The following is a 24,122-nucleotide window of genomic DNA, read 5'->3' as shown; positions in this document are numbered from 1 at the left end:
ACATGTAAAGACAGGGTATGTGTTCAGCAATTACGCTGAATGGAAACGTGCATGAGCCGTATACGAGGTCCGTACGTACGGTTCTGTAAGAGGGATGAGGCGGTAACGCCTCACCCTACTTTATGTACGATGGTTCGTCGTTACAACGACAAGAAAAACAGCATTAGGAATGGAACCAGCAAGCTGAGGATAAAGCCGCTGACAATCGCCACAGGAACGCAGCGTATGCCGCCACAGTTCTGAATGATGGGTAGGGTAAAGTCCATGGCTGTTGCGCCAGCATAGCCGATAGCGGTGGCCGGATAGCGACGGATCACCACGGGGATAAGACTTAATGCAACTAACTCCCTGAGTAGCTCGTTTAGAAAAGCAGCGCCACCGAATACAGGGCCAAGGCTGTCGCCAATCAAAATACCGGCCAGTGAGTACCAACCAAAACCCGAAGCCATTGCCAGCCCTTGGTTGTATGGCAAATCTAAAATCAGTGCTGCAATTAACCCCCCAGGTAGAGAAGTCAACAAAATAGCAGCGGCGATGGTCATGCCCTTTTTGTTGAGCAGGATCTGCCTTAATGTCATGCCGCTATTACGCAGCTGGATACCAATCAAAAATAACAGCAGCAGTAGGATCACTTCGCTAGCCTGATCGACCCAGCTTAAATCTATCCCGCTTAACAGCCCTACAATCAAACCCCCGGCAACAACGAATACCAACTTGACCGACTCCATCATCATGGATGAGAAAGGGATAGGGCGTTTATCTTGTTGCGTATCAGTAGGCGCTAGCTTATCAATCAGTGGCAGCACCAGTAGGTTACACACGCTGATCGAGACAAAGAAAACCAAGGTGTAGATAAGAATTTGGTTAAGGTTTTGGCTGAGGTTATCAAGCCCGGCAAGGCTTAATCCCATCAATGACAGGATCACCAGTACCAAGCGGCTGGTTTGGGTATTAATAAACTCAACAACCGCGGCTTTCTTTACCGGGATTAAGTAGCCAATAACAAGCGGCAGGAAAATATAGAGCATTCCCGAGAACATGTGGATCCTATAACTATGTGTAATTTCGGTGTAAAGCACCTGCATAGCTCGCTTTGCTACGCATGTTGATGCTGATTGGAAAAGATTTAGCAGCTTATCAGTTTGATTGAGAAAGCGTCAATATGCTCTCTCAATCAATATTTATTCAGTGGGCAAATAGAGTGGGGACGAGAGGGTTAAAATCCACTGCTTTTGATAACCATCATTAAGCGCTGGTTAAACTCTTGATCTGACAGGTTAGTCAGATCAAACATGACCTCAGCACCTGCGAGGTCGAGCTCAACGTGGTGCTCATCAATCGCTGCATCGTTACTCTTGTACAGGAGTAGATGGTTCGCCATTCGTGCGATATCCAGATAGTAGCTTTCTTTATCAGACCCTTTATAAGCGCTTGGCGTGTTGGTGGCAACTTCGAGGTAGTCATCATCAAATTTCCAGTGCTTGAGGATCAGCTTACTGGCATCTTGGCAGCAATGCTCGAAGATAAACTTGGCAATATCAAGGTCGATGTAATTACCGTTATCGAGGTAATTTTGATACTCGCTGATCAAGCTGAATAGGCCGATATCGGCGAAGAGTCCGGAAAGCAGTGCTTTTTCTGGTTCAACAGGTTTTGGAAGCTCTGGGTGTGCAGCCAAGTTATGGGCAATGAGTGCCATGGTTGCCGCCAACTGGCGCGAGCGCATGGCACTTTGCATCATGAGTTCATTGCAGTAAGGGGAGAACAGATGACGACTCTTTAGTTCTTCAATTGCCTTTGCGGTAATAATATCGCGGACGCGGATAATGCCTAACCGGCTCACTGCGGTATGGATATCATTGCAAGGTATATTGCGGCGGTTGAACATCATGCTGTTGGCAATTTTAACGATATAAGCAGCGATACCGGGATCATCAAGCAGAAGTTCAGCGACATCACGTACCGTGGTGTCATCATCGTTACAGAGCTTTTGTAGCTGAGTTAAGACGTTTGGGATGGGGGGAAGTGTTATACGGTTCTCTTGAACAGCGCTCTTAACGAGAGAGCAAAACTCTGATTCCAGTCCTTTGACAATCTTATCGTGCTCAGGTTTTAGCCAAAAAAAACTTAAGTGGGGCATTACACAATCATATACATTTCAATTGCAGGTATTTTAGCGGTTGTTGGCGACTTTAGACAGTGGAAATACCTAAAATGGTACGCATTATCGCTAATATTGATTTTATATAAACCTAACTGGTCATTTATTGAAAAAGCTTATGTAAAAAGCGGATTGTAAGCTTTGGTGTTTCTTGGGTGATAAGTAGTTGTTTGTAGTGGACTTCCAAGGGTAATACTTCAATCCAGCGCTGGCAAACCCAGCTCACATCTTCCATGTCTGGCTTTTGATACATCTCACCTATCTCCGGCATTGTCTCAAAGAAGATGGCTAATTTTTCGGCTAAGTCGGCATCCTTTTCATCAATGGGCAATGGAGGCCAGTTAGAAAAGTCTGTGTACTCCCCGCGAAATAAGCCATCATATTCGATGCTGACGCCCAATAAGCGAACTTTATGCGAGCCCTCGACGGTTATCATTAGCAGGCCGTTGGTTTGCATGTCGAAGTTGACGACACGGCAGAGGGTGGCTATCGCTGGGATGGTTTTGAGCTCCTGATCGCTCTCCGCCTCATTCAGCATGCACACAGCAAAGTGTCGTTTATCAGACAACGACTCCTTCAACATGCGCTGATAACGCTCTTCAGTAATGGTGATGTCAACCCTTCCGCCCGGCAATATATGTTGGCTCGAAGGATATAGGGCGATGTCAGTCATACTATTCCCTCTAATGATACTTTAAACATAGTCGTTACTGATGAGAATGATGGTAGCGTTTGCCCGTATAGGAGGATGGAGAGAAGGGATATTGGTGCGAATAAAATAAGGTCGTTTTTGCCACATTATGCTTAATTTGCGCTCAATAATATGTCCAGATTCTCACTTTGAAGTGTTCGTTGTTTCATATATGGCAATAATGGGAGCGATGTGTCATTGTCAAATCGTTGACGCTTATTTGTTTGGCGTTACTGGAAAAATAAGACCAATAACGTTTAACGGGAGACATGTTGTGCATTACTTCAAGGATGAATTATTTAATTATCTTCGCGAATTTGGCAGTTTTGAGAAACGTTCGATGTTCGGTGGTACAGGCATCTTTATTGGTGGCGCCATGTACGCAATCATTACCGAACAGGCATTATTTCTTCGCGGCGGTGAAAAGCTAGACATGCAGTTAGCGAAGCTAGGGTGCGAAAAGTTCAGGCATATAAAACGAAGCACGACTGCCGTAGTGAACTATTACGATATCACTGATCTGTACTCCCATCAGAGAGAAAAATGCTCCTCGCTAATCAAAGAATCGATTGATATCTCTGTATCAGAGAAAGCCTATAAAACCTCTGAAAAAAGCAAAAGGCTCAGAGACTTACCTAATATGCGCTTAACGCTGGAGCGAATGGTAAAGAAAGCAGGTATACCCGATGTCACCAGCTTTGTATCGCTTGGTGCGGTAGAAGTCTATCGCAAGGTAAGAAAGAGCCACGGTAAAGACTTGGACGTGAAACTTCTTTGGATGTTTGCCGGTGCCATTGATGGTTGCCACTGGTCGTTACTCAAAGACGACCAAAAACAGCGCTTATTACGAGCAATTGAATAAGTCTGCTTTTCCCAAGTTGGTAAAGGTGTTGATATTTCATCCGGTTAAAAAAGCCACTTTACAGCAAGTGGTTTTTTTGTTGTATGATGGCAAAACGAATACTTGCTTATGAACCTTTATGCGCCTTCCTCGCCTAACCGGCCCGGTATTATCTGGGCTACATTGCTTTCTTATTGCTGCTGACCAAATGAGCTTCACGCGGGCAGCTGAGTTGCTTTGCTTAACACAAAGTGCCGTGAGTCATCGGATCAAGAACTTGGAAGAGGCGCTTGGGGTTCAGCTTTTTATCCGCCAACCTAGGAAGCTGGTGTTGACCGAAGAGGGTAAGCGCTTAAAGGAGGTCGTCGCCCATAATTTTGGTGATATCGCGAATGAGATCCGGGATTTAAAAACACAGGAGCTCAGTGGCGATCTCAATGTTTCCGTACCGCCGACATTTGCCCAGCGCTGGATGCTACCTCGGCTAAAGGGGTTTATTGATAGATACCCGGCACTGCGCTTCCACCTTCGTACCCGCAATGAATTGGTTGATTTCCAGACCGAGTCTTATGACTGCGCCATCTACTTTGGGGATGGTAAGTACACCGGGCTTAACACCGTTAAATTGATGTCTGAAAGCATGCTGCCGGTATGCAGCCATGAATATGCTGTTGCCCACGGCCTATACGGCAACCCCACCAAGCTGGCAAATTGCATGCTGTTGCATGATGCGGCCCCGTGGGCGCGAGCGGGCCGAACTGATGAATGGCAATATTGGGCCAGGCAAAATGGCGTGCCGCTACCCGCAGCTGGCTGTACTTTTGATCGTGCTGATTTGGCTTTGCAAGCGGCCGAAAGGGGAATTGGCGTTGCCATTGGTCGAGAATCGTTCATTGCTGAACAGTTGAAAACTGGTCGCTTAGTGGCGCCATTTACCCTACCTGTCGCATCACCCTTGAATTACTACTTGGTTTGCCGCCGGGAGATGGCGTCATCCCCACGGGTAAAAGCTTTCATTGATTGGCTGGAAGAAATCATTGCTGACCCCGCCGCATAGCGATGTGAAATTATTGCTAATGCGTTAGGTGCTAATGCGTTAGGGCTTTTTATCGTAAGGCAAAAACAAAAACGCCCCAACTTTTAGCCTAGTGCTTAGCGTTGGGGCGTTTTATGGTATCGGTTTATATTCTAATTTTATTGGGATTAGAATTTAAAGCGAGTCGTTAGCATCACCTGATCGCCGTATACTTCGTTGAAGCGACCCGTTGCACCAATCGAGAATAGCTCGGTTGCGTGGAAGCGAGCGTAGATGTTACCGATGGTTTTTTCGTAGTCATCGATGTTTAGGTGACCGATAGAACCACCTACTTCTAGCTGTGGGCCCAACCATTGGCGAATACCAAGGTTAACTTCCATACCCATCTTGCCCGCTGAGCTATCGAAGCGACCTTTGTTCTTGGTGTTACGTGCTTTTAGTTCACCGGTTACATCAGCCCAGTTGTTGATTGGTGCGTGGAAACCTACACCAAGCGCTGCATCCCAGTCGCTGTCGAATTCAGTATCAATGCTACCAACGATGTGAGCGTTAGGGTGGATAGACTTACTGAAACCTGCACCGTAGGTCAGTGGGCTAATACCAATACGCGCTTCAGCGTAATCGTAGCTAAAGTTGCTCATGGTTTGCTGTGCATTCACATGGGCAGCAGAAAAAGATGCCAGGATCATCCCTGTGGCAATAAGAGTTTTACGCATGACAATTAGTCCAGTGGGCTAAAAATAATTAGCACATTTTAATGGACTCGTTGCACCAATCATAGATTTTTAACTCACTTTATTGTGGTTTATTTTTTTCCTCGTACAAAAATTCAACAAAAGTCACACGCCGCGGGTTTGCTGCGTTACTGCATAACCGTAGAGTTTAAAGGGGATGCCTGCCAAGCGGACGGGGTTAGCGTTTATTAGGTACTAAACCGAGAGATAAGTTGACCTATGACATGCAAGTGCCGAATTCCGCTAGTGGTGAAATCCGGGCTTGATATAACATGCTGTAACTTATGAAAAAATATCAACGTAAAATGGAGTAAAACTATGACGACAGCACAATATTTTAGCCGTTACCGGATCAGGGTTGCCAATGTGTGTCGCGATTATATGATGGAAGAAAGAGCACAGGCTCCAGAGGATTCAAATGCCTATCTATGCGAAAAAGTTAGAAATAAGTACGATTTTCGAACCTGATGTACAGATCATCCTCTAACAGTTGCAAGAAGGTAATATTTCAAGGGGATCATGATTATACAAACCATGCCCCCAATTTTATAGGGTGCTTGCAGCGCTCGCAGAACATTGGTGCTGTACTTACAAGCGGCGTTCAATATCAGGCCAGCACCCGTGGCAATTTACTTGCCAGAGCATGGGGCTAGCCTTGATTTTGAGCGGGAGTAAGCAGGTTATTTAACCAGTTCATTCCCGGAAGCGGTACCTGCTGCAAAATGGGTAATGTTGCTTAAGGTTGTATCGGCAATGTTACCTAAGGCTTCCTCGGTTAAAAATGCTTGGTGGCCGGTAAACAAGACGTTGTGACACGCTGACAAGCGGCGGAATACATCGTCTTTAATGACATCGTTGGATTTGTCCTCAAAGAACAGATCCTTCTCGTTTTCGTACACATCGATACCCAAAGAGCCGATTTTGCTGCTTTTCAGCGCTTCAATCGCATCCTTCGAATTAAGCAGCTCGCCGCGGCTGGTATTGATGATCATCACCCCGTCACGCATTTTCGCGAAGGCATCGGCGTTGAGCATATGGTGGTTTTCTGCCGTCATCGGACAATGCAGGGTTATCACGTCTGACTGCTGGTAGATATCATCTAGCGTGGTGTACTGAACGCCAAGCTCAAGCGCGATTGGGTTCTCGTACGGATCGTATGCCAAGATATTCATGCCGAACCCTTTTAGGATACGGATTGTGGCTATCCCAATTTTGCCGGTACCAATAACACCCACAGTACGGCCGTGGAAGTTGAAACCGGTCAGCCCCTCAAGCGAAAAGTTGGCGTCACGGGTACGCTGGTAGGCTCGGTGGATGCGGCGGTTCAGGCTCATCATCAGGCCAATCGCGTGCTCGGCAATGGCTTCCGGTGAGTAGGCGGGTACCCGAACAACCTGAATACCCAGTTCGCGCGCGGCATCAAGATCGACCTTATCGAACCCGGCACAACGCATGGTAATCAGACGAACTTGATTATTGGCCAGTACTTCAAGTACTGGGCGGCTTAGGTCATCGTTAACAAAGGCACAGACGGCGTCATAGCCTTGGGCCATTTTGGCGGTTTGTTCTGTGAGGCGGAAGTCGAAATAGTCCAGCGTGTGATGGTATTGCTGGTTGATGATGTCGAATGAGGCTTGGTCGTACTTTTTGGTGCTGAAGACTGCAACTTTCATGGGTCACCTTTTCGTGAGCGCTTGTTGTTATGTGATCAACATAACACTTTTATAACGCCCCGAAAAGGTTTGTATGACAAATTAATCGCTATTTTGGCCTTACAGCTTAGCCCTAAATATCAGAAAGGCTTAATCGTCTATCGCTTAGCGCTTCCATGATCCTATTGGTATCTAAGATCTGGATCCAAGGCATCAGCTCTGGCTCGTTGGCAATCATGAATGTTGTCAGTTGATCGATCACGATATCGTGCAACTTGTTTCCATCCCAAGGCTTGGACACATAGTAATCCAAGCTGGCATTGTTCACCGCCTGAATGGTTTCTTCTAGGCCAGCTTGCCCCGTGAGCAATACCTTGCGCGCTTTGGTACTCTCTTCCTGGTGCTTGAGCTCGATCAGGAAGTCGATGCCTTTTTCCCCCGGCATAATGTGATCACACAAGATCAGGGCGAGCGGGATATGATCCGCAATGGCATCGGCGAGGACATCTTTGGCCTCATCAACCGATTCTGCCGCTTCAATGATGAAGTGCTCTTCAAGATCCCGTAGATCATTTAGTACGCTATCGAGGACTTCTCGTTCGTCATCAACGCAGAGGATGAGATATTTTTTCATATGGCCTCCTTTACTTGGCCTCGTCCAAAGGCAGTATCACGATCATCTTGGTGAACCGTCCGAGTTCAGATTCCACCTTGATGCTTCCATTGTGTTGCTGGATGATCTGCTGACATACAGACAATCCAATACCAAGACCAAAGTTGCCCTCACGCTTGGTGGTGTAATTCAGTTCAAATATTTGTTGCTGCTGCTCACGGGGGATGCCCTTGCCATTATCTTCAACGATGACCTCAATGGCATGTTGTCCGGTTTGGCTATGATGGTAAGGGGCTAGCCGGGTGGAAATATGAATTTCACCCGGTTCGTCAATGGCATCGAGCGCGTTGGAAATGAGGTTGGTCCAAACCTGCTGCAATGCTATCGGCTGGCAGTAGAGCGCGGGTAGCTCGCTGTATTCTTTGGTGACATGATGGCGCTTGAGCTTATTCTCGAAAATCACCAAGGTATCTTCCAGCCCCTCATGCAGATCGACGGTGTGCCACGATTCGTCATCCTGCCTGGCGTAGCTTTTCAGGCTTTTGACCAAATCGGCAATCCGGTGGGCGCATACATTTATCGACCGCAAGAAATTCCCCATCTGATAGTAGTTATCCCATTCGGCAATCACATGGGGGAGGTCGCCTTTCTGCGGTAGCAGCCATTGGCTGGTGTGTTCATGATCATCTAGGCCCATCAGCACCGCCTTGCGTGCCAGTTGGCGATCGCCCAAGGTGGTACTGAGCTTTTTCGCCCGTTGCCGAGCCTCGGAGGTGGACAGCGGACACGATTGCATGGCTTGCTGCAATATATAGTTACCGCGCTCTTGGTTCTCGTGGCTAAGCGGGGTGTCGGTAATTTTGTTGATGGTCTGCTTCAAGGTATCGCTGCCGCGCAAAATCGCAGAGACAGGATTATTCAATTCATGGGCCACGCCGGCAACCAGCTGGCCGAGCATGGCCATTTTCTCTTTGTCGATAAGCTGGTGGTAGGCATCGTCGAGCGATTTCAGGGTTTGCTGCAAGCGTAATTCGGTTTGGATACTGCCCTTGAGCCGACGGTTGAAATTGCGCATCAGCAAGTTGGTAAATAGCGGCAGTAGCTCGCTGCGGGAGTTCATTACTTTGTTGAACAGGTTGCGGTCGAGCTTGATCACGTCGGTGGTCGAGAGGGTGACACCGGTCGAGAAAGATGGCTCGCCAGTGACAAACGACATGCCGCCCACCATATAGCCCGCCCCGACTCGAACGACTTCATGGCGGTTCCCATGCTCATCTTGTTTATAAAGGGCGACTTCCCCCTTCTTGATAAACCACAGAAAGTCATTGGACTGGCCCTCTTGGGTCAGTAGGTGGTTTTCACTGTAACGTCGGCATGCCCGGCTTTCGTCATTGCCATTGAAGAATTCATGGAGCCCGTCGGCCACTTGGTTGGCCAGGGTTTCGTCATCAAGGGTATTGGTATCTTGGATAAAGCCCGAGCGGTAGCGGCTCATTTGCCTTTCGATATGGGCGTTCAGGATGCGGCGATGGTCCAGCAGCTGGCTGTACCTGAGCCAGTCTTCTTCAGGGTGTTTGAGAATAAAACTGGTGAGCTCTTTGGTGACGACCTGCTTGAGTTCTTTTCTGTTCCAAGGCTTGGTTAGGCAGTAGTGGAGGCGGCCTTCGTTGACGGCCTGCATAATGGTATCAAGCTGGGGTTTGTCGTTGAGCAATATCGAGCGCGCTTGCTTGCTCGCCGGGTACTGTTCTAGCGAGACCAAAAAATCGACCCCGTTGTCACTGCCCAACTCGTTGTCGCAAATCACCATGGCAACCCGTTGGTTGCCTTGCTCGATAAACTCGAGGGTGTCGTTGGCCTCTGCAATGCTATAGGCGTTACAGATATCGAATAGCCCCGCAAATTCAGCAAGGTCTTGATTTAGCTGTTCAACAATTCTGGGATCATCATCCAGACAGACAATTGCAAAACTATTCACCCTCATATCCTTCTGTGAAAAGTGATTACTTGCCATCGCATCCGTAGCAAATATTTATTATTAATTATGGTTGTAGTGTACAAGATGCCGTCAAATCAGTCTGAGACGCTGGTTTAGTTATTGATAAATAGACTGTTCAGCAAGCTGTGATAGACTGGCACTTTCATCTTCGAATGTGGGACAAGTAAGAAATGTTGAGGAAAATTGGTGCGGTAGGCGGCGCAATAGCGGTCGCACTGTGTTGGCCATTTGCGACAGGGCAAGTAGGCGAGCAAATTTACATGGATACAGTAGGCAAATACGAGAATCCATACCTTGCTGTAACCAATGATAGTTATGATCGCGGTTACCTTGGCTCGGAAGCGGTATCCCGTATCGAAGTGAAAGACGAAATCAAACAGATCTTCGAAGAAGAAGGTTTACCGACCGTCTGGTACGTGAAGCATAATATTACCCATGACTTTATGGGCATCAGCTCGACCAGCGAAGTCGAAGTGGACGAAGCGCTTAAACCGATTGCCGATAAACTTTGGGGTGAAGGCGTAGCACCGGCTACCTTCGTGACTTCAACTGCGCTAACCCGCAAGACTGACTTCACCTTCACCATCAACCCAATCAAGACCGATAACTACAATGGCGGCAGTGCCGATATCAATGCTTTCGTCATGCAAGGTACGGTGGATGCCAAAGGCGCAGGCGAGTTCAGTTACCAGCTGCCTTCTGCCTCGCTAACCACTATCGCCGATGAAACGATGGTGCTAAAAGGTTTGCAAGGGCAAGGTAAGGGCGTCATTGACGGTCAGTTCTGGATTGGCGATCAGCAGATGTCATTGGATGGCGTGAGCTTTAAAGACAACACGTCAGACCAAAGCGTCGATGTAGAATCGTTGTCGTTCGCAATGAATAACGTACTGTCAGAAACAACCGAAGACACTCAAGAGCCAATGCTCACCAACACCAACGTAGTTAAGGTTGGTAAGGTGATCATGCTGGACGGCAAAGAGTACAGCAACTTCAATTTCGAGATGGCGTTTGCCGACTTGAACTACCCGGCACTGAGCCGACTAGGGGACTTGTCAGACTCGATGGATGGCCAGTTGACTGCCGAAGAAGCGGAGCGCGTGTCGTTGGCGCTTGATCTGCTGGTGGCAAAAGGCATGTCGTTCGAAGTGAGTGACATGAGTGTGACCACGCCAGAAGGGGATATTGACAGCAATATTCAACTGACTTTGGCACCGGGTATTGCACGTATTTCAGAGAATATCGGTCAACTGCCGGAAAAACTGAGCGGTGAAATCAATATCAACTTGCCAGTGGGCTTGGTTGAGGCTGATCCTATGTTGTTCGAGCGTGCCAATATGATGGTGCAGAACAGCATTGCAGAAAAGTCAGATACCCACTACTCACTCAAAATGAAAGTCGAAGGCGACAAAGTCGTATTGGCGTCGGGTGATCAGCTGCCGTTGGCGATGCTGTTTATGCTATTTATGTAAGCACGTACCAACGCGCTAACGTATGAAATAACCGCCTTCTTAGGCGGTTTTTTTATGAGATAGATTAAAACTATCGGTGAAATTGGTATTTTCAATTTAGTAATTTCAAGGAAATAGACGACACTTATATCAAACGGCATAGCGATTCTCGCGTTAAAGATCGCTGCCTGTGATTAAGTACGAAACAGGTAATAAGCACACCAATCACCTGTTTCCCTGCATTAACAACGGAATTAGGGGGATGATGCATGGAGTCGTTAAAAGTAAGAGATTACATGAATGTGCGCCCAGTAACATTTGACCCAAAAATGTCACTATCTCAAGCATTAGATAAGCTACTTACCGCCAAGCAAATCGGTGGTCCTGTTATTGACGAGACCAGAAAAGTGGTCGGCTTCCTGTCAGAGCAGGATATGATCCACAAGCTGCTGAAGGTGGGTTACCACTGTCAGGATACGCACAACGTTCAAGAGTGTATGCGCCCTGATGTGTTGACGGTGTCGCCAGAAGACTCAATTATCGAATTGGCCAATACCATGGCAGGCCAGAAACCAAAGATCTATCCGGTTATCGACCGTGGTGAGTTGGTTGGGGTGATCACTCGCCGGGATGTACTGACAGCGATCAGTAATCAAATTGGTGATTGCTTTAAGCATCCGGTATAAAATCAAATTGTTATAGCTAGCTAGCATGAAGGGCGCAAATTTTGCGCCTTTCTTTATTTGTACCTGGCTTTATTTTTACCCAGTGTCGGAAAAGACGTTTCGCTAACGGAGAGATTGTGGCAGAGCAGCAGAAAAACCAATCGCAGGCAAAATTTGTTACCGGTTCACCAATGAAGCACATCGTGGTGATGTCTGGTACCGGGGCCATCGGCTTGATGGCCTTGTTTCTGGTTGATTTGCTCGACATGTTCTTCATCAGTTTGCTTGGCGAGATAGAACTCGCGGCAGCGATTGGTTTTGCGGGTACATTGATCTTCTTCTCCACCTCGGCATCCATCGGTACCTCTATCGCGATGGGGGCGCTGGTGTCCCGTGCCCTTGGGGCGGAAGACAAAGAAAAGGCGCGAACATTGGCGGTAAATGTCATGATCTTCGCCTTTATTATCAGCTGCGGGTTGGTATATGCCATGATGTCCAACCTGCAGCAACTGTTGGCGATGATTGGTGCAGAGGGCAAGGTTGCCGCTGCTGCCACCGATTACCTGACGATCCTACTGCCCAGCGCGCCGATGATTGCCATTTCGATGTCGGCCGGTGCCGCGCTGCGCGGTATCGGGGATGCCAGGCGTTCGATGGTGGCAACCTTGATTGGTGGTGGTGCCAATGCAGTGCTTGATCCGATATTTATCTTTGGTTTTTCGATGGGCGTGGAAGGGGCAGCTATCGCCTCGGTGTTTGCGCGCTTGGCCGTGATGGTGTTCTCGCTTCATGCGGTGATTGTGCACCATAACTTAATTGCCAAACCGCAATTGAAAGCCTTCTTTACCTCGTTGGCACCCATTTCCTTTATCGCGTTTCCGGCTATTTTAACCAATACTGCCACGCCGATAGGTAATGCCATCGTGACCAGTAATATCGCACAATACGGCGAGAGCTATGTGGCCGGTTATGCGGTTATTGGCCGTTTGATGCCGGTGATGTTCGCGCTGGTGTTCTCGCTGTCCGGTGCGATAGGGCCAATTATCGGCCAGAATTTCGGTGCGCTAAAGTGGGGTAGGATCACCCGTACTCTCAAAGACGCGATGCTGTTTGTGTCTTTGTACTGTGTGTTGGTGTCGGTGATCTTGTGGAATATCCAAGACCACCTGATTGCAGCATTCAGCCTGCAAGGTGATGCGGCTTACTTGCTGACTATCTTCTGTTCGTATGTTGCCATTACCTTTATCTTCAATGGCGCATTGTTTGTTGCCAATGCTGCCTTTAATAACCTCAACCGTCCGACTTGGTCTACGGCATTGAATATGGGTAAAGCCACGTTGGGAACGGTGCCTTTCGTTATGATTGGCGGCGCGATAGGTGGCGCGGGCGGGGTCTTGATAGGGCAGGCTGTTGGCTCGATCGTGTTTGGTATCTTAGGTGTGGTTTTGGTGATCCGTCAGGTCAAGATTATGGCGCAGGAGCACGAGCAACAGGAAGCCGAAGTGGATATCTTGGAACCCAGTGTGCCGCTGACACCGTTCTGCTCTTCCCGTACCTATATGGGGCAGGAAGATGCCCTTGATGAGCCTTTGGTATCGGAAGCGAAATAATATCGAGTTAATCCAACACGCTTTCACTGCAAGTTATTGATTAGATAGTCATTAGAATTGTATTACATTTCACCGATTTATTGATCTAATTCGGTGAAATCCTACCTAAATAAGCGGAAAATCACCCCATTACGTTTTTGCTGGCCATCTTTGGATGAATGATGGCCGGCAGCTTGCATTAATAGTGGTACCTTCCAACTAAAATCCCATCAGAAAGGATGAGTAGGTGCAAGGCCTACCAGTCACGTGATTGGCATTGTGGTCAGTGCGGTTGATTGGAGCGAACGGCTAGATTTTTGTTTTAAGGGAATAATGTCATCATGCGTCCATATCTAAGGTATATCATACCTATTCTTGTACCTCTTCTGATCTTGCTTTTACCTGCCTCTGCCTTTCCTGTTGAAGGATTAACAGTTATCCAGCAGCGCGTCATTGCCATCTTTTTGCTAGCGGCTTTGTGTTGGGTATTGGAGCCGATTCCAATCTACGCGACATCTGTGGTTATTATTGTGCTCGAGTTGCTCTTGTTATCCGATAAAGGGCTGTATTTATTCCGGGCTGATGAAGGCCAGCAGCATTTCGGTGAGTTGCTCAATTACAGCGATATTATGGCGACTTTCGCCAGCCCAATTATCATGCTGTTCCTTGGGGGCTTCTTCTTGGCAATGGCTGCCACCAAGTACCGACTTGACGTGAACCTTGCGCGAGTCCTGCTCAAGCCATTTGGTACCCAGCCTAAATACGTTATGTTTGGTTTGATGCTGATCACCGCGATTTTCTCGATGTTCATGTCAAATACCGCCACAACGGCAATGATGCTTTCAATTCTCGCGCCGGTTATTGCGCTCTTCGGCAGCAAAGACCCGGGTAAAATTGCATTTGCCTTGTGTATTCCGGTTGCGGCTAATATCGGTGGCATTGGTACCCCAATCGGGACACCGCCCAATGCGATTGCACTTAAATACCTGACTGGCGAGAACATGATCACTTTCGGTGAATGGATGTTCTTCGGGGTGCCATTTGTAGCGATCTTGCTGGTATTTGCTTGGGTACTGATCAACACGCTATACCCGGCGAAGCAAGAAAAGATCGAGCTAACCATCAAGGGCAAATTCCTTAAAACACCAAAGGCGATCACGGTTTATGTGACCTTTGCCCTAACCATTATTCTGTGGTTGATGGGATCATCCCATGGTATGAACTCTTATACCGTTGCCTTGATCCCGGTGGCGGTATTCTCGTTGACTGGCATTATCAACAAAGAAGATCTGAAGAAGATTTCTTGGGATGTACTGTGGCTGGTATCGGGCGGTATCGCACTGGGTTTAGCACTCGACCAAACGGGCCTTGCCAAGTTGATGGTACACAGTATCCCGTTCGATAGCTTCTCGCCATACGTGGTGCTGGTGGGCTCGGCGGTATTGTGCTTGGTGATGGCAAACTTTATGTCGCACACCGCAACGGCCAACTTGTTGATGCCAATTATGGCGGCGCTGGGCATGTCGATGACTTCGCTGGTGCCACTGGGGGGTGAAATTACCCTGATCCTTATTGTGACGTTTGCAGCATCGTTGGGTATGTCATTGCCAATCAGTACCCCACCGAATGCCTTGGCGCATGCAACAGGCCATGTGCAAAGTAACCAAATGGCGCGGGTCGGTGTCATTATTGGTGTGGTAGGTGTTGTGATGAGCTTTGCGATGATTTGGCTGTTGCACCTAATCGACCATATTTAATGCCTTATTTGACGAGAGTACAGATGCACCAACCAGAAGCATTGCAGCGAATTATTGATGTCTACTTCCGCGAACCGTCTCGTACTGAGGCGGTGAAGGCGAGCACGCAAGTGCTTACCCAAGGTGGTTTTAACGACAGGTTGTACTGGGTAAAAAAAGGCGAGCTTTCCGGTTACCTGACGAATGAAACCAGTGGTATGACCGCCAAAGTATTCCATGTTCAGCAAGGGATGTTTTTTGGCGTCAATAGCTTCTTTTCCAAGACCTTAATGTCATCAACGACTGTTATTGCGGAGAAAGACAGCGAGATTGCCTGGATAGACATGTCGACCTCGGCAGTCGATACCGAACAGTACGGTTCACTCACCGAGCAGTTTATGCCTGTGATGGTGTACGAGCTGGCCCAGCGACAAATGCTGACCGGGTTGCAGGCAATCGAAAAAGAGAAGGCGTTGCAAAAGCTTTATGCAGCCGAACAAATGACAACCTTGGGCCAACTTGCGGCGGGTATTGCCCACGAGCTCAACAATGCCGTTGGTGTACTGAGCAGTAAAACCGAAGGTATTCAAAACGGGATCTGCCATTTTCTGGAAGAGAACAAGCCGGAAGTCAGCCCGTTTCTAGATTTGGGGATCTGCGAAGGCCAGTCATCGACGTCTGCTGAGGTTCGCAAGCGGGCGAAGGCGTTGCAAGAAGCGCATGGCCTGAGCCGCGATCAGGCCAAGCAGCTGGCTCGCGCCTTGCCAAAAGGTGAGGTGCCTGAGTACTGGCTAGATAATCTCGACGAGGCACTGCGGTATTGGGATATAGGGCGAGATCTGCATGACATGCGGCTGGCTTCCAAGCATGCCGCAAGTATTGTTCGCTCAGTGAAGCAGCTGGGTGGGACAGACAACGCCCGCCAGCCAGATGTGGATGTGAACGACACCATTCATAAGTCACTGTCTTTGCTGCAAAGTAACCTAAGGCGGGTCAATGTCGTGTTGCGCCCTGCGGTGTTGCCGACCATCACAGCCAGCACCACAGAGCTGGTGCAAGTATGGGTCAACATTATCAAAAATGCCTGTGATGCGATGGAGCAAACCGACGAGCCGCAAATTGAAATTATTACCCGTCATTCAAAAAATCGCCTGCTTATTACTATCAGCAACAACGGCCCGATGATAGATGAAGCAACGCGTAGAAAAGTTTTCCAACCAAATTTCACTACCAAGAAGGGTGGCTTGTCATTTGGTTTAGGGCTGGGGCTCTCTATCGTACAGCGGATCGTGCATAGCTATGGCGGCACCATTGCGCTCAAGAGCGACCCGGAAAGGACAAAATTTCGTATTAAACTGCCAATCGCGTAAGGGATGGTTATGGAAAAGCTAAATATCATTTGTGTAGATGATCAGCGTGAAGTACTAAGCGCAGTATTGAAAGACCTAGCTCCACTTGACGACTTCTTCCACGTGGAAGACTGTGAATCAGCAGATGAAGCATTAGAGCTGATGGACGAGTTAGATGCCGAAGGCGAGTTCATTGCCTTGGTGATTTCTGATCACGTGATGCCGGGTAAAACCGGCGTTGAGCTGTTGACTGAAATCTCTCAGGACAGCCGTTTTATTCGCACCAAGAAAGTATTGCTGACCGGGCAGGCAACCCACCAAGACACCATTGCCGCGATTAACCGCGCCCGGATTGAAAGCTACTTCGAAAAGCCATGGAAAGCCGACGTATTGCTAACAACGGCACGTAGTCTGATCACCGAGTATGTGTTCGACATGGGGCTGGACTACCAACCTTGGATGGAAATCCTAGATAACGCTGTGGTGTTAAGGCGTTTGAGCTGATTCGAACAGCGAGGTGATCGCTTGATCTTACAGGCACTCCAATATTAGAACCTTTAATTTACCCGCTCTAAATAGCGGGTAAATTATATGGAAGGCTTGTCCATTACGATTTTGCTAATTGAGAGGGTTTCTGGCTGCTGTGCTTTTTCGGATAATTAACTCAAAAGGAGGGAGGCTGATATTGCTAGGCTTACGCTGGATGTGCGCACGCAGTGAAGAAAAAGCCCCTAGGCCAAGCTCAAACAAGGGTTGTTTAATAGTGGTTAATTGAGGGATGAAAAATGGACACATCGGGTGGTCATCAAAACCGATAACGGATATATCGCATGGTACTTTTAATCCACTCTGATCTAGCGCTTGTATTGCCCCAAATGCAGTGTGATCGTTGGCCGCAAAAATAGCACTGAATGATACGCCTTTAGTCAGTAATTGCTGTGTGGCGGCAAATCCACTCTTCATCGAAAAATCACCTTCAACAATTAGCTCATCATCTATTTCAAGGCCAGCAGTGGTAAGGCTTTCGCGGTAACCCTGCAAACGGCACTGGCTATCGAACACATTGCTGGGGCCAGTAATATGGGCGATTCGATGATGGCCCAGCTGCAATAGGTGATTGGTTGCCAATTTGCCTCCAATTAAATTATTGATATTTAGCGTATTGGCTTCGGCGGAATCTCTCCTGCAAGTGAATATAACTGGGGTATTACCCAGAATTTGCTTGGTATCTTGGGTTGAAATATGGCCAAGTACGACGATGACACCATCGAGGTTCAGCTTCCTAAAGTATTTGAGGCGAGAAATTTCCTGCTGCGGGTCCCAATCGGAGGTTTCAATGACCAGCTGACTTCGGGTTTGATTAGCGTAGTGGTTAATGCCAGTAAGTATTTTGTTGCTAAAGGGGCAGTCGCATGTGGTTAATAATACACCAATAGAAAGTGAGTCTTTGTAAGGGCGAGGCTCACGAGGCTGGTAATTAAGGGTGCTAATGGCTTCTTTGATCTGAATTGATTTCGATTTATCAATGGCAGAGCTTTTGTTTATGAAACGTGAAACAGTTGCCGGCGAGACATTCGCGAGTCGTGCAACATCGTAAATAGTTGGCTTTTCCATGGACATTCAGGGCTAAATTAATAGTTGTTAATTCTATGCAACAGAACTGAGAAAGAAGAGTTCGTATTACCGCTGTTGGGGATAATATCTCAAAAAATGATGCATTTTATGTTGGAAAGGGAGGCGGTTGCCTCCCAAAATTGTCATTCAGAAAATAGCGACTTTGTTATAAGTCGGCACAATTCACAGGTGGCTCATCCTCATTCAATTCCTCTGGCACTAATCGAATCTTACCGATATTAAGCTCGACGGTATCATAGGAGTACATGTTAAAGGCTCGTGTTACGGTACTGAAGTCAGTGCCAGCTTGCTGGAAGCAAACTAAAGGTATTTTGATTGTTTCCCAGTTGGCATGGCCTTCCGTTGGTAAGATTTTGCTAATATCAACTTCTCCCCAGCCACCGTCATGATGCATTGAAACTGTTAATTTTTCTTCTGGCGAGTAGTTGATAACCTTCACATCAAACTGCAATGAAGCATTCGCGTTGAGGTATGGGTACATGTCTACCGGTTCATCGCCCGCTGTGTGCATCAATACTTCGGCGGCGGCCCGGCCATCCCATTCGCCAACATTACCTGCATAACTCACTTTAAGCGCATCGAACTGATGTTCATAATTGATCCGCTCTGCAGTGATAGATCCCGCATCGGTTATGCCTGAGCCGGTTACTTCAGTTCGAACCCAGCCACTGGCTTCTGTTTGCAAATACGGAAGGAAGTCACCAGCTGATTGGGCACTAAACACTTCAAGTACAGAGTCTGCAACGCCATCATTTGGTGCATCTTCACCACAGCCGTAATTTCTTGGGTCGAGAGGTAACGCGTTAAGATCAGGCTCGGTGGCATCGATTTCTGTAGAATCGTTGTAATCTAACCCGTAGCCATAAGGGAACAGGGGTTGATGTTCGGAGCCAATAGAAATGTCTTGCTCACCGTCCTGGTACTCATAATCAACAAGGTTGGGTGCATGACGGTTGATGGTTGTCGAACATTTCGTTTTTGGCCATGAGTAGGACAGCTTGCCAGTGAAGCTTTTACCTTTTTGTTTAAACAAAACATCGGTAATACCTCCAGCTTCTGTCCCAGGAAGCCATGCTGCAACAAATGCATCGGACAGGTTAATTTCCTCGTTAACATAGAGCGGGCGGCCGGAATAGAAGACGGTCACAACTTTGTACCCGAGATCTTTAAGCTCTTTAATTTTAGCCAAATCTGCAGCGTAATGAGATTTAATGGTTGAATACTCAAGGGTTTGACTGTCTTTAATATCCCCCATCATTTCTGCATATGGGTCTTCACCGATCACGACAATTGCTATCGTATCGTCAGGGTCGGCAACTGCGGTATCGGTTAACACATTTTCCGCGCCAACAAGCTCTTCCAAAGCGAGTTTCATCGTTTGTGCGCCAGGGAAATCATTTTCGATGGTGTTACCATCCCCTTGCCATGTAAGCGACCAGCCACCTGTTTGCTTAGTGATATCGTTGGCTGCGCTGCCAGCAAGGAGGTATTGATCGCCTTTCTTAAGTGGAAGAATTTTTTGTTCATTCTTGAGTAGTACAAGTGACTGGCTTACCGCCTCACGAGCCAATGCTCGGTGGTCGGGATGGCCAAGCAAAGATTGGTTACCGGCATTTACACGGTTGGCAGGGGAGGGTTTTTGCCATAATCCCGCTCGCATTTTTACCCGCAATATACGGGTAACAGCATCATCAATCCTCTCCATTGGGATAAGGCCGCTATTTACCTGTTCAATGACATTTTGGTAGAAGCCTTTCCAATCTTGTTCTGCTGTGACCATGAAAATGTCGTTACCGGCCAGTACGGCTTGCGGGCAGTTAACGGCAGTACAGCCATTGATTTCTGTGTGGCCATTCCAGTCGGTGACAACTAGCCCATCAAACCCCATTTTATCTTTAAGTACATCTTGTACCATGTACTTTGAGCCGTGCAGCTTCTTGTTGTATTCACCATTGTCAATGTCAGGGTTATCTCGCCAAAGATCATAGTTAGCGTCATTATGCCAAGAGTTAAAAGAGGTCATGACCACTTGGGCACCTGCATTAAGACCCGAGAAGTAACCTACAGCATGAATGTTTCTCAGATAGTCTTCTGAATAGTGGTTTTCACCACGATCGACACCCTTGTGAGTGCCGCCGTCACCGACCCAGTGTTTAACGTTTGAAATAACATGTTCCTGGCCTTTTATTCCTTCAGCCCCATTTTGTAGGCCTTGAACCATACGCCCGGCATATTCATAAACAATCTCAGGGTCTTCGGAATACCCTTCGTATACACGGCCCCAGCGATAGTCTCGTGGGGTGGCGACAGTAGGAGCAAACGTCCAGTCTAGGCCTGTTGCGGTGATCTCTGTTGCAGTTGCAGTACCTATTTTCTCAATCAAATCCGGGTTACGGGCCGCACCCAAGCCTATATTGTGGGGAAATACGGTTGCCTGGAAGACATTGTTATGGCCATGCACCGCATCTGTTGCCCATATAAATGGAATGCGAAAACCTCGCCCATCCCAGGATTGCGCCGCAGCCTGATGGTATTGTTTGGCCATGCACCGCCACCATTAAGTAGGGAGCCAAGCTTGTAGTCAGCAACTTCTTGAGGGGTAACATCAGTAAGGTTAGGTTGGATCATCTGGCCAACTTTTTCTTCCAACGTCATTTGCGCAACAATATTGGCAATTTCAGCTTCCATGGCTGGATCTTGTTTGATGGGGGAGTCTATAACTGGCCAGTCTGAAAAATAAGGCAGCTCTGTTGCTGGTTTGTCTTTATCATCCACGTCGCTGTCACTTCCACAACCCGTTACCAATGCTGCTAGTATCATACAACTAAGCAAGGTTCTTTTGTTAGTTAACATTTAATATCCTTAATTGAATACGTTAAAAAATGGGTGTGGGGGTAGGTGAAAAAAGCTTATCAATTCAGGGCGTGAACTCTAGGCTATTTTCATGGTGACGGGCTTGTTTCATACTCGCTATTGCTCAATTTCACAAAGTCATACCACTTGCATATTTATCAAACCAATATCGAATAAATATGAAGACCACTCTCGTGATACTCATGATATTGCTCGTAAAAAAGCATGAAAGTCGCCATGCCTGAATATTATTCAGGACTAACTTCTTGCTTGGTCACGGAAAAGAAAAAGGGATTGTGAATGGTTAATCGTGAGAAAGAAATTATTGTCATGCACGCCTTGACCTTAGACCCGACTCCAAGGTTTATATTTTAGGTATTGACGATGTGTGTCAGTACCTAAAACAAGGAGAATCACCATGTGCGCCCAGTGCAACAATAAAAAGCTACACGTTCATTCAGCACAACCTGCGATGGCAGGGAATACTTCGGTACAGGTTGAAAACAACCGAGCCGATGATTGCTGCTCAACTGGCAGTTGCCAAACAACGGCTTCAGCTAGCCCTTCCTCTAACACGTCGAAACAAGACATGGACATAGGCTCCGACGATGAACCTGCTTCCGGTCAGCCAGTAGGATTTAAGATTGCCAAAATTACTTCCGCAGAAGTAACGCCTACGGCTGAAACCGCTTGTGAATCGACGGGGTGTTGTTCATCGAGTTCAGAATCGAGCACTTGTTCGGGCGACAGCGCTAGCGCGACTTCGATAGCCGATAACGTTACTGAGAAAAGCCAGGACAAGTCTGCTACCCACAGTACCACCATGAGTTGGCAAGTGGGGGGAATGGACTGCCCGAGCTGTGCTAGCAAGCTAGAGAAGGCGATTACTGGGCTTGATGGGGTTATTTCTGCGAAAGTAATGTTTGCAACGGAAAAGCTGGTGGTGAATTGCGAGTCAGACTCAATGGCGGCGCAGATCATCAATAAAACCAAAGAAACCGGCTTCACGCTGTTGACGACTAAAAAGGGTGAGGAAGAAGCGCCTAAGAGCCTGCTGAAAGAAAACCTGCCGGTGATCTTTATCGCGATTATGATGCTGGTGTCTTTTGTTCTCAGCAAGCAATCTGAAACCTTGGGTTTGGCGGCATTTACTGCTACCACCATTCTTGGTTTGATCCCAATCTTACGTAAAGCAGTGGTGATGGCGAAAAGCGGTTCGCCTTTCTCTATTGAAACCCTGATGAGTGTAGCGGCGATTGGTGCGCTATATTTGGGCGAAACCGCAGAAGCGGCCATGGTGCTGTTACTGTTTTTGATTGGTGAGCAGCTGGAAGGCTATGCATCAGCCAAAGCCCGTAGCGGCGTGAAAGCATTGATGGCATTGGTACCAGAAGAAGCAACGGTTATTCGTCCCGATGGTACTAAAGTGAAAGTGGGCGCCGATGAGCTAAAACAAGGTGATGTCATTGAAGTGGCACCGGGTGGCCGTTTGCCTGCCGATGTTGTGTTACTAGATAGCGCAGCCAGCTTTGATGAAAGCGCCCTGACAGGGGAATCTGTACCCGTAGACCGTCTCGCGGGCGAGCAAGTGATGGCTGGCGCGCTGGTGGCTGATAAAGTTGTCCGCCTGAAAGTAACGTCGGCCCAGGGAGAAAACGCTATCGACCGCATCCTTCACCTGATTGAAGATGCAGAGTCTCGCAAAGCACCGCTAGAGCGATTTGTTGACCGCTTTAGCCGTTGGTATACCCCTGCCATGATTGTACTGGCCGCGCTCGTTGTGGTGATCCCACCAATGCTGTTTGGTCAGGCGTGGGATGAGTGGTTGTACAAAGGTTTGACTCTACTGCTGATTGCTTGCCCATGCGCCTTGGTTATCTCAATTCCGGCTGCTATCACATCAGGTTTGGCGGCTGCGACTCGCCGTGGTGCCTTGATTAAGGGCGGCGCCGCACTTGAGGAGCTTGGCCATATCCAGACTATCGCTTTTGATAAAACCGGGACCCTCACCCAAGGCAAACCCGTGATGACTGATATTGTCAGCTGGGATGGGGATGAAGATAAGCTACTGCGCCAGTCGGCTGCGGTAGAAATGGGCTCGGCTCACCCATTGGCGAAGGCCGTGATCAATGCGGCAGAAGCGCGAGGTTTGACAATCGCTGAGGCCGAGCAGCGTGAAGCTTTGGCTGGGCGAGGTATTCAAGGTATTACCGAAGGGGACCTGTTGGTATTGGCTGCCGCTGATCGTATGCCTCAAGGTGTGGTACTTACATCGGTGCAAACAGAACAAGCCCATCAACTAGAAAGCGAGGGCAAGACGCTGGTTGTTGCGATAAGGAATGGCCAAGCGGTAGGTTTGATTGCGTGGCGCGATAACTTGCGCGAAGACAGTGCAAAGGCGGTAAAAGCCTTGAAAGCCATGGGCATCCATTCGGTGATGCTGACCGGTGATAATCCACGTGCAGCTGCCGCGATTGCCAAAGAAATCGACATTGATTTCAGTGCCGGGCTTCTACCAGAAGATAAGGTAAAAGAAGTCGAACTGGCTAACCAGAAAGCCCGTGTAGCGATGGTGGGCGATGGCATTAACGATGCGCCAGCAATGAAAACGGCATCAATTGGTATTGCCATGGGCGGTGGTACCGATGTTGCGCTGGAAACTGCAGATGCAGCCCTGACCCATAACCGTATCTCTGAACTGCCAATGATGATCGCCTTGTCGAAGGCAACGCTCGCCAATATTCGTCAGAATGTTTGTTTAGCACTAGGGTTGAAAGGTGTATTCTTGATCACCACCTTGTTTGGTTTTACCGGTTTGTGGGTGGCGGTATTGGCTGACAGTGGGGCAACAGCGCTAGTGACACTGAATGCGCTAAGGCTACTTAAATTCAAGTCGAACGACTAACTCTGGCGATATAAATTAGCAGAACTAGTGAAAAGGCATCATGAAAATGGTGCCTTTTTTTGATCGTGTTCGTTGAGCTTCGCTGGCGGAAAGTGTGATTACTCGCATAGGTAAACGATTGATAGTGATTTGAATCACATAAATATGTAACGTAAAATTAATTGTTTTTCTGTATATGTGATTTTGATCACTCAAATGTCGATTTCTATGGG

The 24,122-nt window shown here is 47.9% G+C and carries 18 protein-coding genes and 1 pseudogene; 9 read left to right on the top strand and 10 right to left on the bottom strand.

Annotated elements, in window-relative coordinates:
- Positions 1–140 precede the first annotated feature (140 nt).
- From C9I98_RS20000 to C9I98_RS19990, 3 genes are all read right to left on the bottom strand, one after another.
- Positions 141–1,040 (bottom strand): LysO family transporter, encoded by a 900-nt coding sequence (locus C9I98_RS20000; protein WP_036824776.1) that lies wholly within the window; start codon positions 1,038–1,040, stop codon positions 141–143.
- Positions 1,041–1,216: 176 nt separating this feature from the next.
- Entirely contained in the window at positions 1,217–2,140 is a 924-nt protein-coding gene (locus tag C9I98_RS19995) for an HDOD domain-containing protein (protein WP_107272402.1), read from the bottom strand.
- Positions 2,141–2,264: 124 nt separating this feature from the next.
- The gene (locus C9I98_RS19990) at positions 2,265–2,834 is read right to left on the bottom strand and encodes an LON peptidase substrate-binding domain-containing protein (protein ID WP_036817998.1); all 570 of its coding nucleotides are present in this window, start codon (positions 2,832–2,834) and stop codon (positions 2,265–2,267) included.
- A 292-nt stretch (positions 2,835–3,126) separates the two neighbouring features.
- On the opposite strand from C9I98_RS19990, the gene C9I98_RS19985 reads away from it, so the two are divergent.
- Both C9I98_RS19985 and dsdC read left to right on the top strand, forming a co-directional pair.
- The gene (locus C9I98_RS19985; RefSeq protein WP_036818012.1) at positions 3,127–3,714 is read left to right on the top strand and encodes a TfoX/Sxy family DNA transformation protein; all 588 of its coding nucleotides are present in this window, start codon (positions 3,127–3,129) and stop codon (positions 3,712–3,714) included.
- A gap of 118 nt (positions 3,715–3,832) precedes the next feature.
- Positions 3,833–4,750, top strand: coding sequence for a DNA-binding transcriptional regulator DsdC (gene dsdC / locus C9I98_RS19980; RefSeq protein ID WP_036818000.1), 918 nt, complete (start codon positions 3,833–3,835; stop codon positions 4,748–4,750).
- 146 nt (positions 4,751–4,896) lie between these two features.
- Here the strand turns inward: dsdC and C9I98_RS19975 are convergent, their stop codons facing one another.
- From C9I98_RS19975 to C9I98_RS19960, 4 genes are all read right to left on the bottom strand, one after another.
- A complete protein-coding gene (locus tag C9I98_RS19975) occupies positions 4,897–5,445 on the bottom strand; it encodes a hypothetical protein (RefSeq protein ID WP_036818002.1) in 549 nt (182 codons plus the stop codon).
- Between the two features lie 698 nt (positions 5,446–6,143).
- A complete protein-coding gene (locus C9I98_RS19970; RefSeq protein WP_036818005.1) occupies positions 6,144–7,136 on the bottom strand; it encodes a 2-hydroxyacid dehydrogenase in 993 nt (330 codons plus the stop codon).
- A 112-nt stretch (positions 7,137–7,248) separates the two neighbouring features.
- Entirely contained in the window at positions 7,249–7,749 is a 501-nt protein-coding gene (locus tag C9I98_RS19965; RefSeq protein ID WP_036818007.1) for a response regulator, read from the bottom strand.
- A gap of 10 nt (positions 7,750–7,759) precedes the next feature.
- The gene (locus tag C9I98_RS19960; RefSeq protein ID WP_107272401.1) at positions 7,760–9,706 is read right to left on the bottom strand and encodes an ATP-binding protein; all 1,947 of its coding nucleotides are present in this window, start codon (positions 9,704–9,706) and stop codon (positions 7,760–7,762) included.
- Positions 9,707–9,897: 191 nt separating this feature from the next.
- Here C9I98_RS19960 and C9I98_RS19955 point away from each other — a divergent pair, with 191 nt between their 5' ends.
- The 6 genes from C9I98_RS19955 (at position 9,898) to C9I98_RS19930 (ending at position 17,021) form a co-directional block, all read left to right on the top strand.
- Entirely contained in the window at positions 9,898–11,199 is a 1,302-nt protein-coding gene (locus C9I98_RS19955) for a DUF945 family protein (RefSeq protein ID WP_036828265.1), read from the top strand.
- A gap of 248 nt (positions 11,200–11,447) precedes the next feature.
- Positions 11,448–11,864, top strand: coding sequence for a CBS domain-containing protein (locus C9I98_RS19950; RefSeq protein ID WP_036828267.1), 417 nt, complete (start codon positions 11,448–11,450; stop codon positions 11,862–11,864).
- Positions 11,865–12,034: 170 nt separating this feature from the next.
- Complete coding sequence (locus tag C9I98_RS19945; protein ID WP_107272406.1) at positions 12,035–13,453, top strand: MATE family efflux transporter; 1,419 nt, start codon at positions 12,035–12,037, stop codon at positions 13,451–13,453.
- Positions 13,454–13,773: 320 nt separating this feature from the next.
- Entirely contained in the window at positions 13,774–15,189 is a 1,416-nt protein-coding gene (locus C9I98_RS19940) for an SLC13 family permease (RefSeq protein WP_036826208.1), read from the top strand.
- Positions 15,190–15,212: 23 nt separating this feature from the next.
- On the top strand, positions 15,213–16,538 hold the full coding sequence (locus C9I98_RS19935) for an ATP-binding protein (RefSeq protein ID WP_107272400.1): 1,326 nt from the start codon (positions 15,213–15,215) through the stop codon (positions 16,536–16,538).
- 9 nt (positions 16,539–16,547) lie between these two features.
- On the top strand, positions 16,548–17,021 hold the full coding sequence (locus C9I98_RS19930) for a response regulator (RefSeq protein WP_036824269.1): 474 nt from the start codon (positions 16,548–16,550) through the stop codon (positions 17,019–17,021).
- A gap of 114 nt (positions 17,022–17,135) precedes the next feature.
- Here the strand turns inward: C9I98_RS19930 and C9I98_RS19925 are convergent, their stop codons facing one another.
- The 3 genes and pseudogenes from C9I98_RS19925 to C9I98_RS26915 form a co-directional block, all read right to left on the bottom strand.
- Positions 17,136–18,131, bottom strand: coding sequence for a LacI family DNA-binding transcriptional regulator (locus C9I98_RS19925; protein ID WP_051902281.1), 996 nt, complete (start codon positions 18,129–18,131; stop codon positions 17,136–17,138).
- Positions 18,132–18,297: 166 nt separating this feature from the next.
- Positions 18,298–20,972, bottom strand: a pseudogene (locus C9I98_RS19920) (glycoside hydrolase family 3 protein).
- Between the two features lie 486 nt (positions 20,973–21,458).
- The gene (locus C9I98_RS26915; protein WP_245907203.1) at positions 21,459–21,596 is read right to left on the bottom strand and encodes a hypothetical protein; all 138 of its coding nucleotides are present in this window, start codon (positions 21,594–21,596) and stop codon (positions 21,459–21,461) included.
- Here C9I98_RS26915 and C9I98_RS19915 point away from each other — a divergent pair.
- Positions 21,595–23,910: a zinc/cadmium/mercury/lead-transporting ATPase gene (locus C9I98_RS19915; RefSeq protein ID WP_245907202.1), complete on the top strand. Its 2,316-nt coding sequence runs from the start codon at positions 21,595–21,597 to the stop codon at positions 23,908–23,910. The two genes, C9I98_RS26915 and C9I98_RS19915, sit on opposite strands and share 2 nt — an antisense overlap.
- Positions 23,911–24,122: the final 212 nt, after the last annotated feature.

Source organism: Photobacterium sanctipauli (assembly GCF_003026495.1).
GTDB lineage: Bacteria > Pseudomonadota > Gammaproteobacteria > Enterobacterales > Vibrionaceae > Photobacterium > Photobacterium sanctipauli.
This window is presented reverse-complemented; position numbering and strand designations above follow the sequence as displayed.

Bases quoted from the DNA above. Each gene is read 5' to 3' on its own strand.
- C9I98_RS19940 (WP_036826208.1), top strand. From the start codon at position 13,774: ATGCGTCCATATCTAAGGTATATCATACCTATTCTTGTACCTCTTCTG.
- C9I98_RS19950 (WP_036828267.1), top strand. From the start codon at position 11,448: ATGGAGTCGTTAAAAGTAAGAGATTACATGAATGTGCGCCCAGTAACA.
- C9I98_RS19975 (WP_036818002.1), bottom strand. From the start codon at position 5,445: ATGCGTAAAACTCTTATTGCCACAGGGATGATCCTGGCATCTTTTTCT.
- C9I98_RS26915 (WP_245907203.1), bottom strand. From the start codon at position 21,596: ATGTCTTGTTTCGACGTGTTAGAGGAAGGGCTAGCTGAAGCCGTTGTT.
- C9I98_RS19915 (WP_245907202.1), top strand. From the start codon at position 21,595: ATGGACATAGGCTCCGACGATGAACCTGCTTCCGGTCAGCCAGTAGGA.
- C9I98_RS19925 (WP_051902281.1), bottom strand. From the start codon at position 18,131: ATGGAAAAGCCAACTATTTACGATGTTGCACGACTCGCGAATGTCTCG.
- dsdC (WP_036818000.1), top strand. From the start codon at position 3,833: ATGCGCCTTCCTCGCCTAACCGGCCCGGTATTATCTGGGCTACATTGC.
- C9I98_RS20000 (WP_036824776.1), bottom strand. From the start codon at position 1,040: ATGTTCTCGGGAATGCTCTATATTTTCCTGCCGCTTGTTATTGGCTAC.
- C9I98_RS19990 (WP_036817998.1), bottom strand. From the start codon at position 2,834: ATGACTGACATCGCCCTATATCCTTCGAGCCAACATATATTGCCGGGC.
- C9I98_RS19965 (WP_036818007.1), bottom strand. From the start codon at position 7,749: ATGAAAAAATATCTCATCCTCTGCGTTGATGACGAACGAGAAGTCCTC.
- C9I98_RS19970 (WP_036818005.1), bottom strand. From the start codon at position 7,136: ATGAAAGTTGCAGTCTTCAGCACCAAAAAGTACGACCAAGCCTCATTC.
- C9I98_RS19945 (WP_107272406.1), top strand. From the start codon at position 12,035: ATGAAGCACATCGTGGTGATGTCTGGTACCGGGGCCATCGGCTTGATG.
- C9I98_RS19935 (WP_107272400.1), top strand. From the start codon at position 15,213: ATGCACCAACCAGAAGCATTGCAGCGAATTATTGATGTCTACTTCCGC.
- C9I98_RS19930 (WP_036824269.1), top strand. From the start codon at position 16,548: ATGGAAAAGCTAAATATCATTTGTGTAGATGATCAGCGTGAAGTACTA.
- C9I98_RS19995 (WP_107272402.1), bottom strand. From the start codon at position 2,140: ATGCCCCACTTAAGTTTTTTTTGGCTAAAACCTGAGCACGATAAGATT.
- C9I98_RS19955 (WP_036828265.1), top strand. From the start codon at position 9,898: ATGTTGAGGAAAATTGGTGCGGTAGGCGGCGCAATAGCGGTCGCACTG.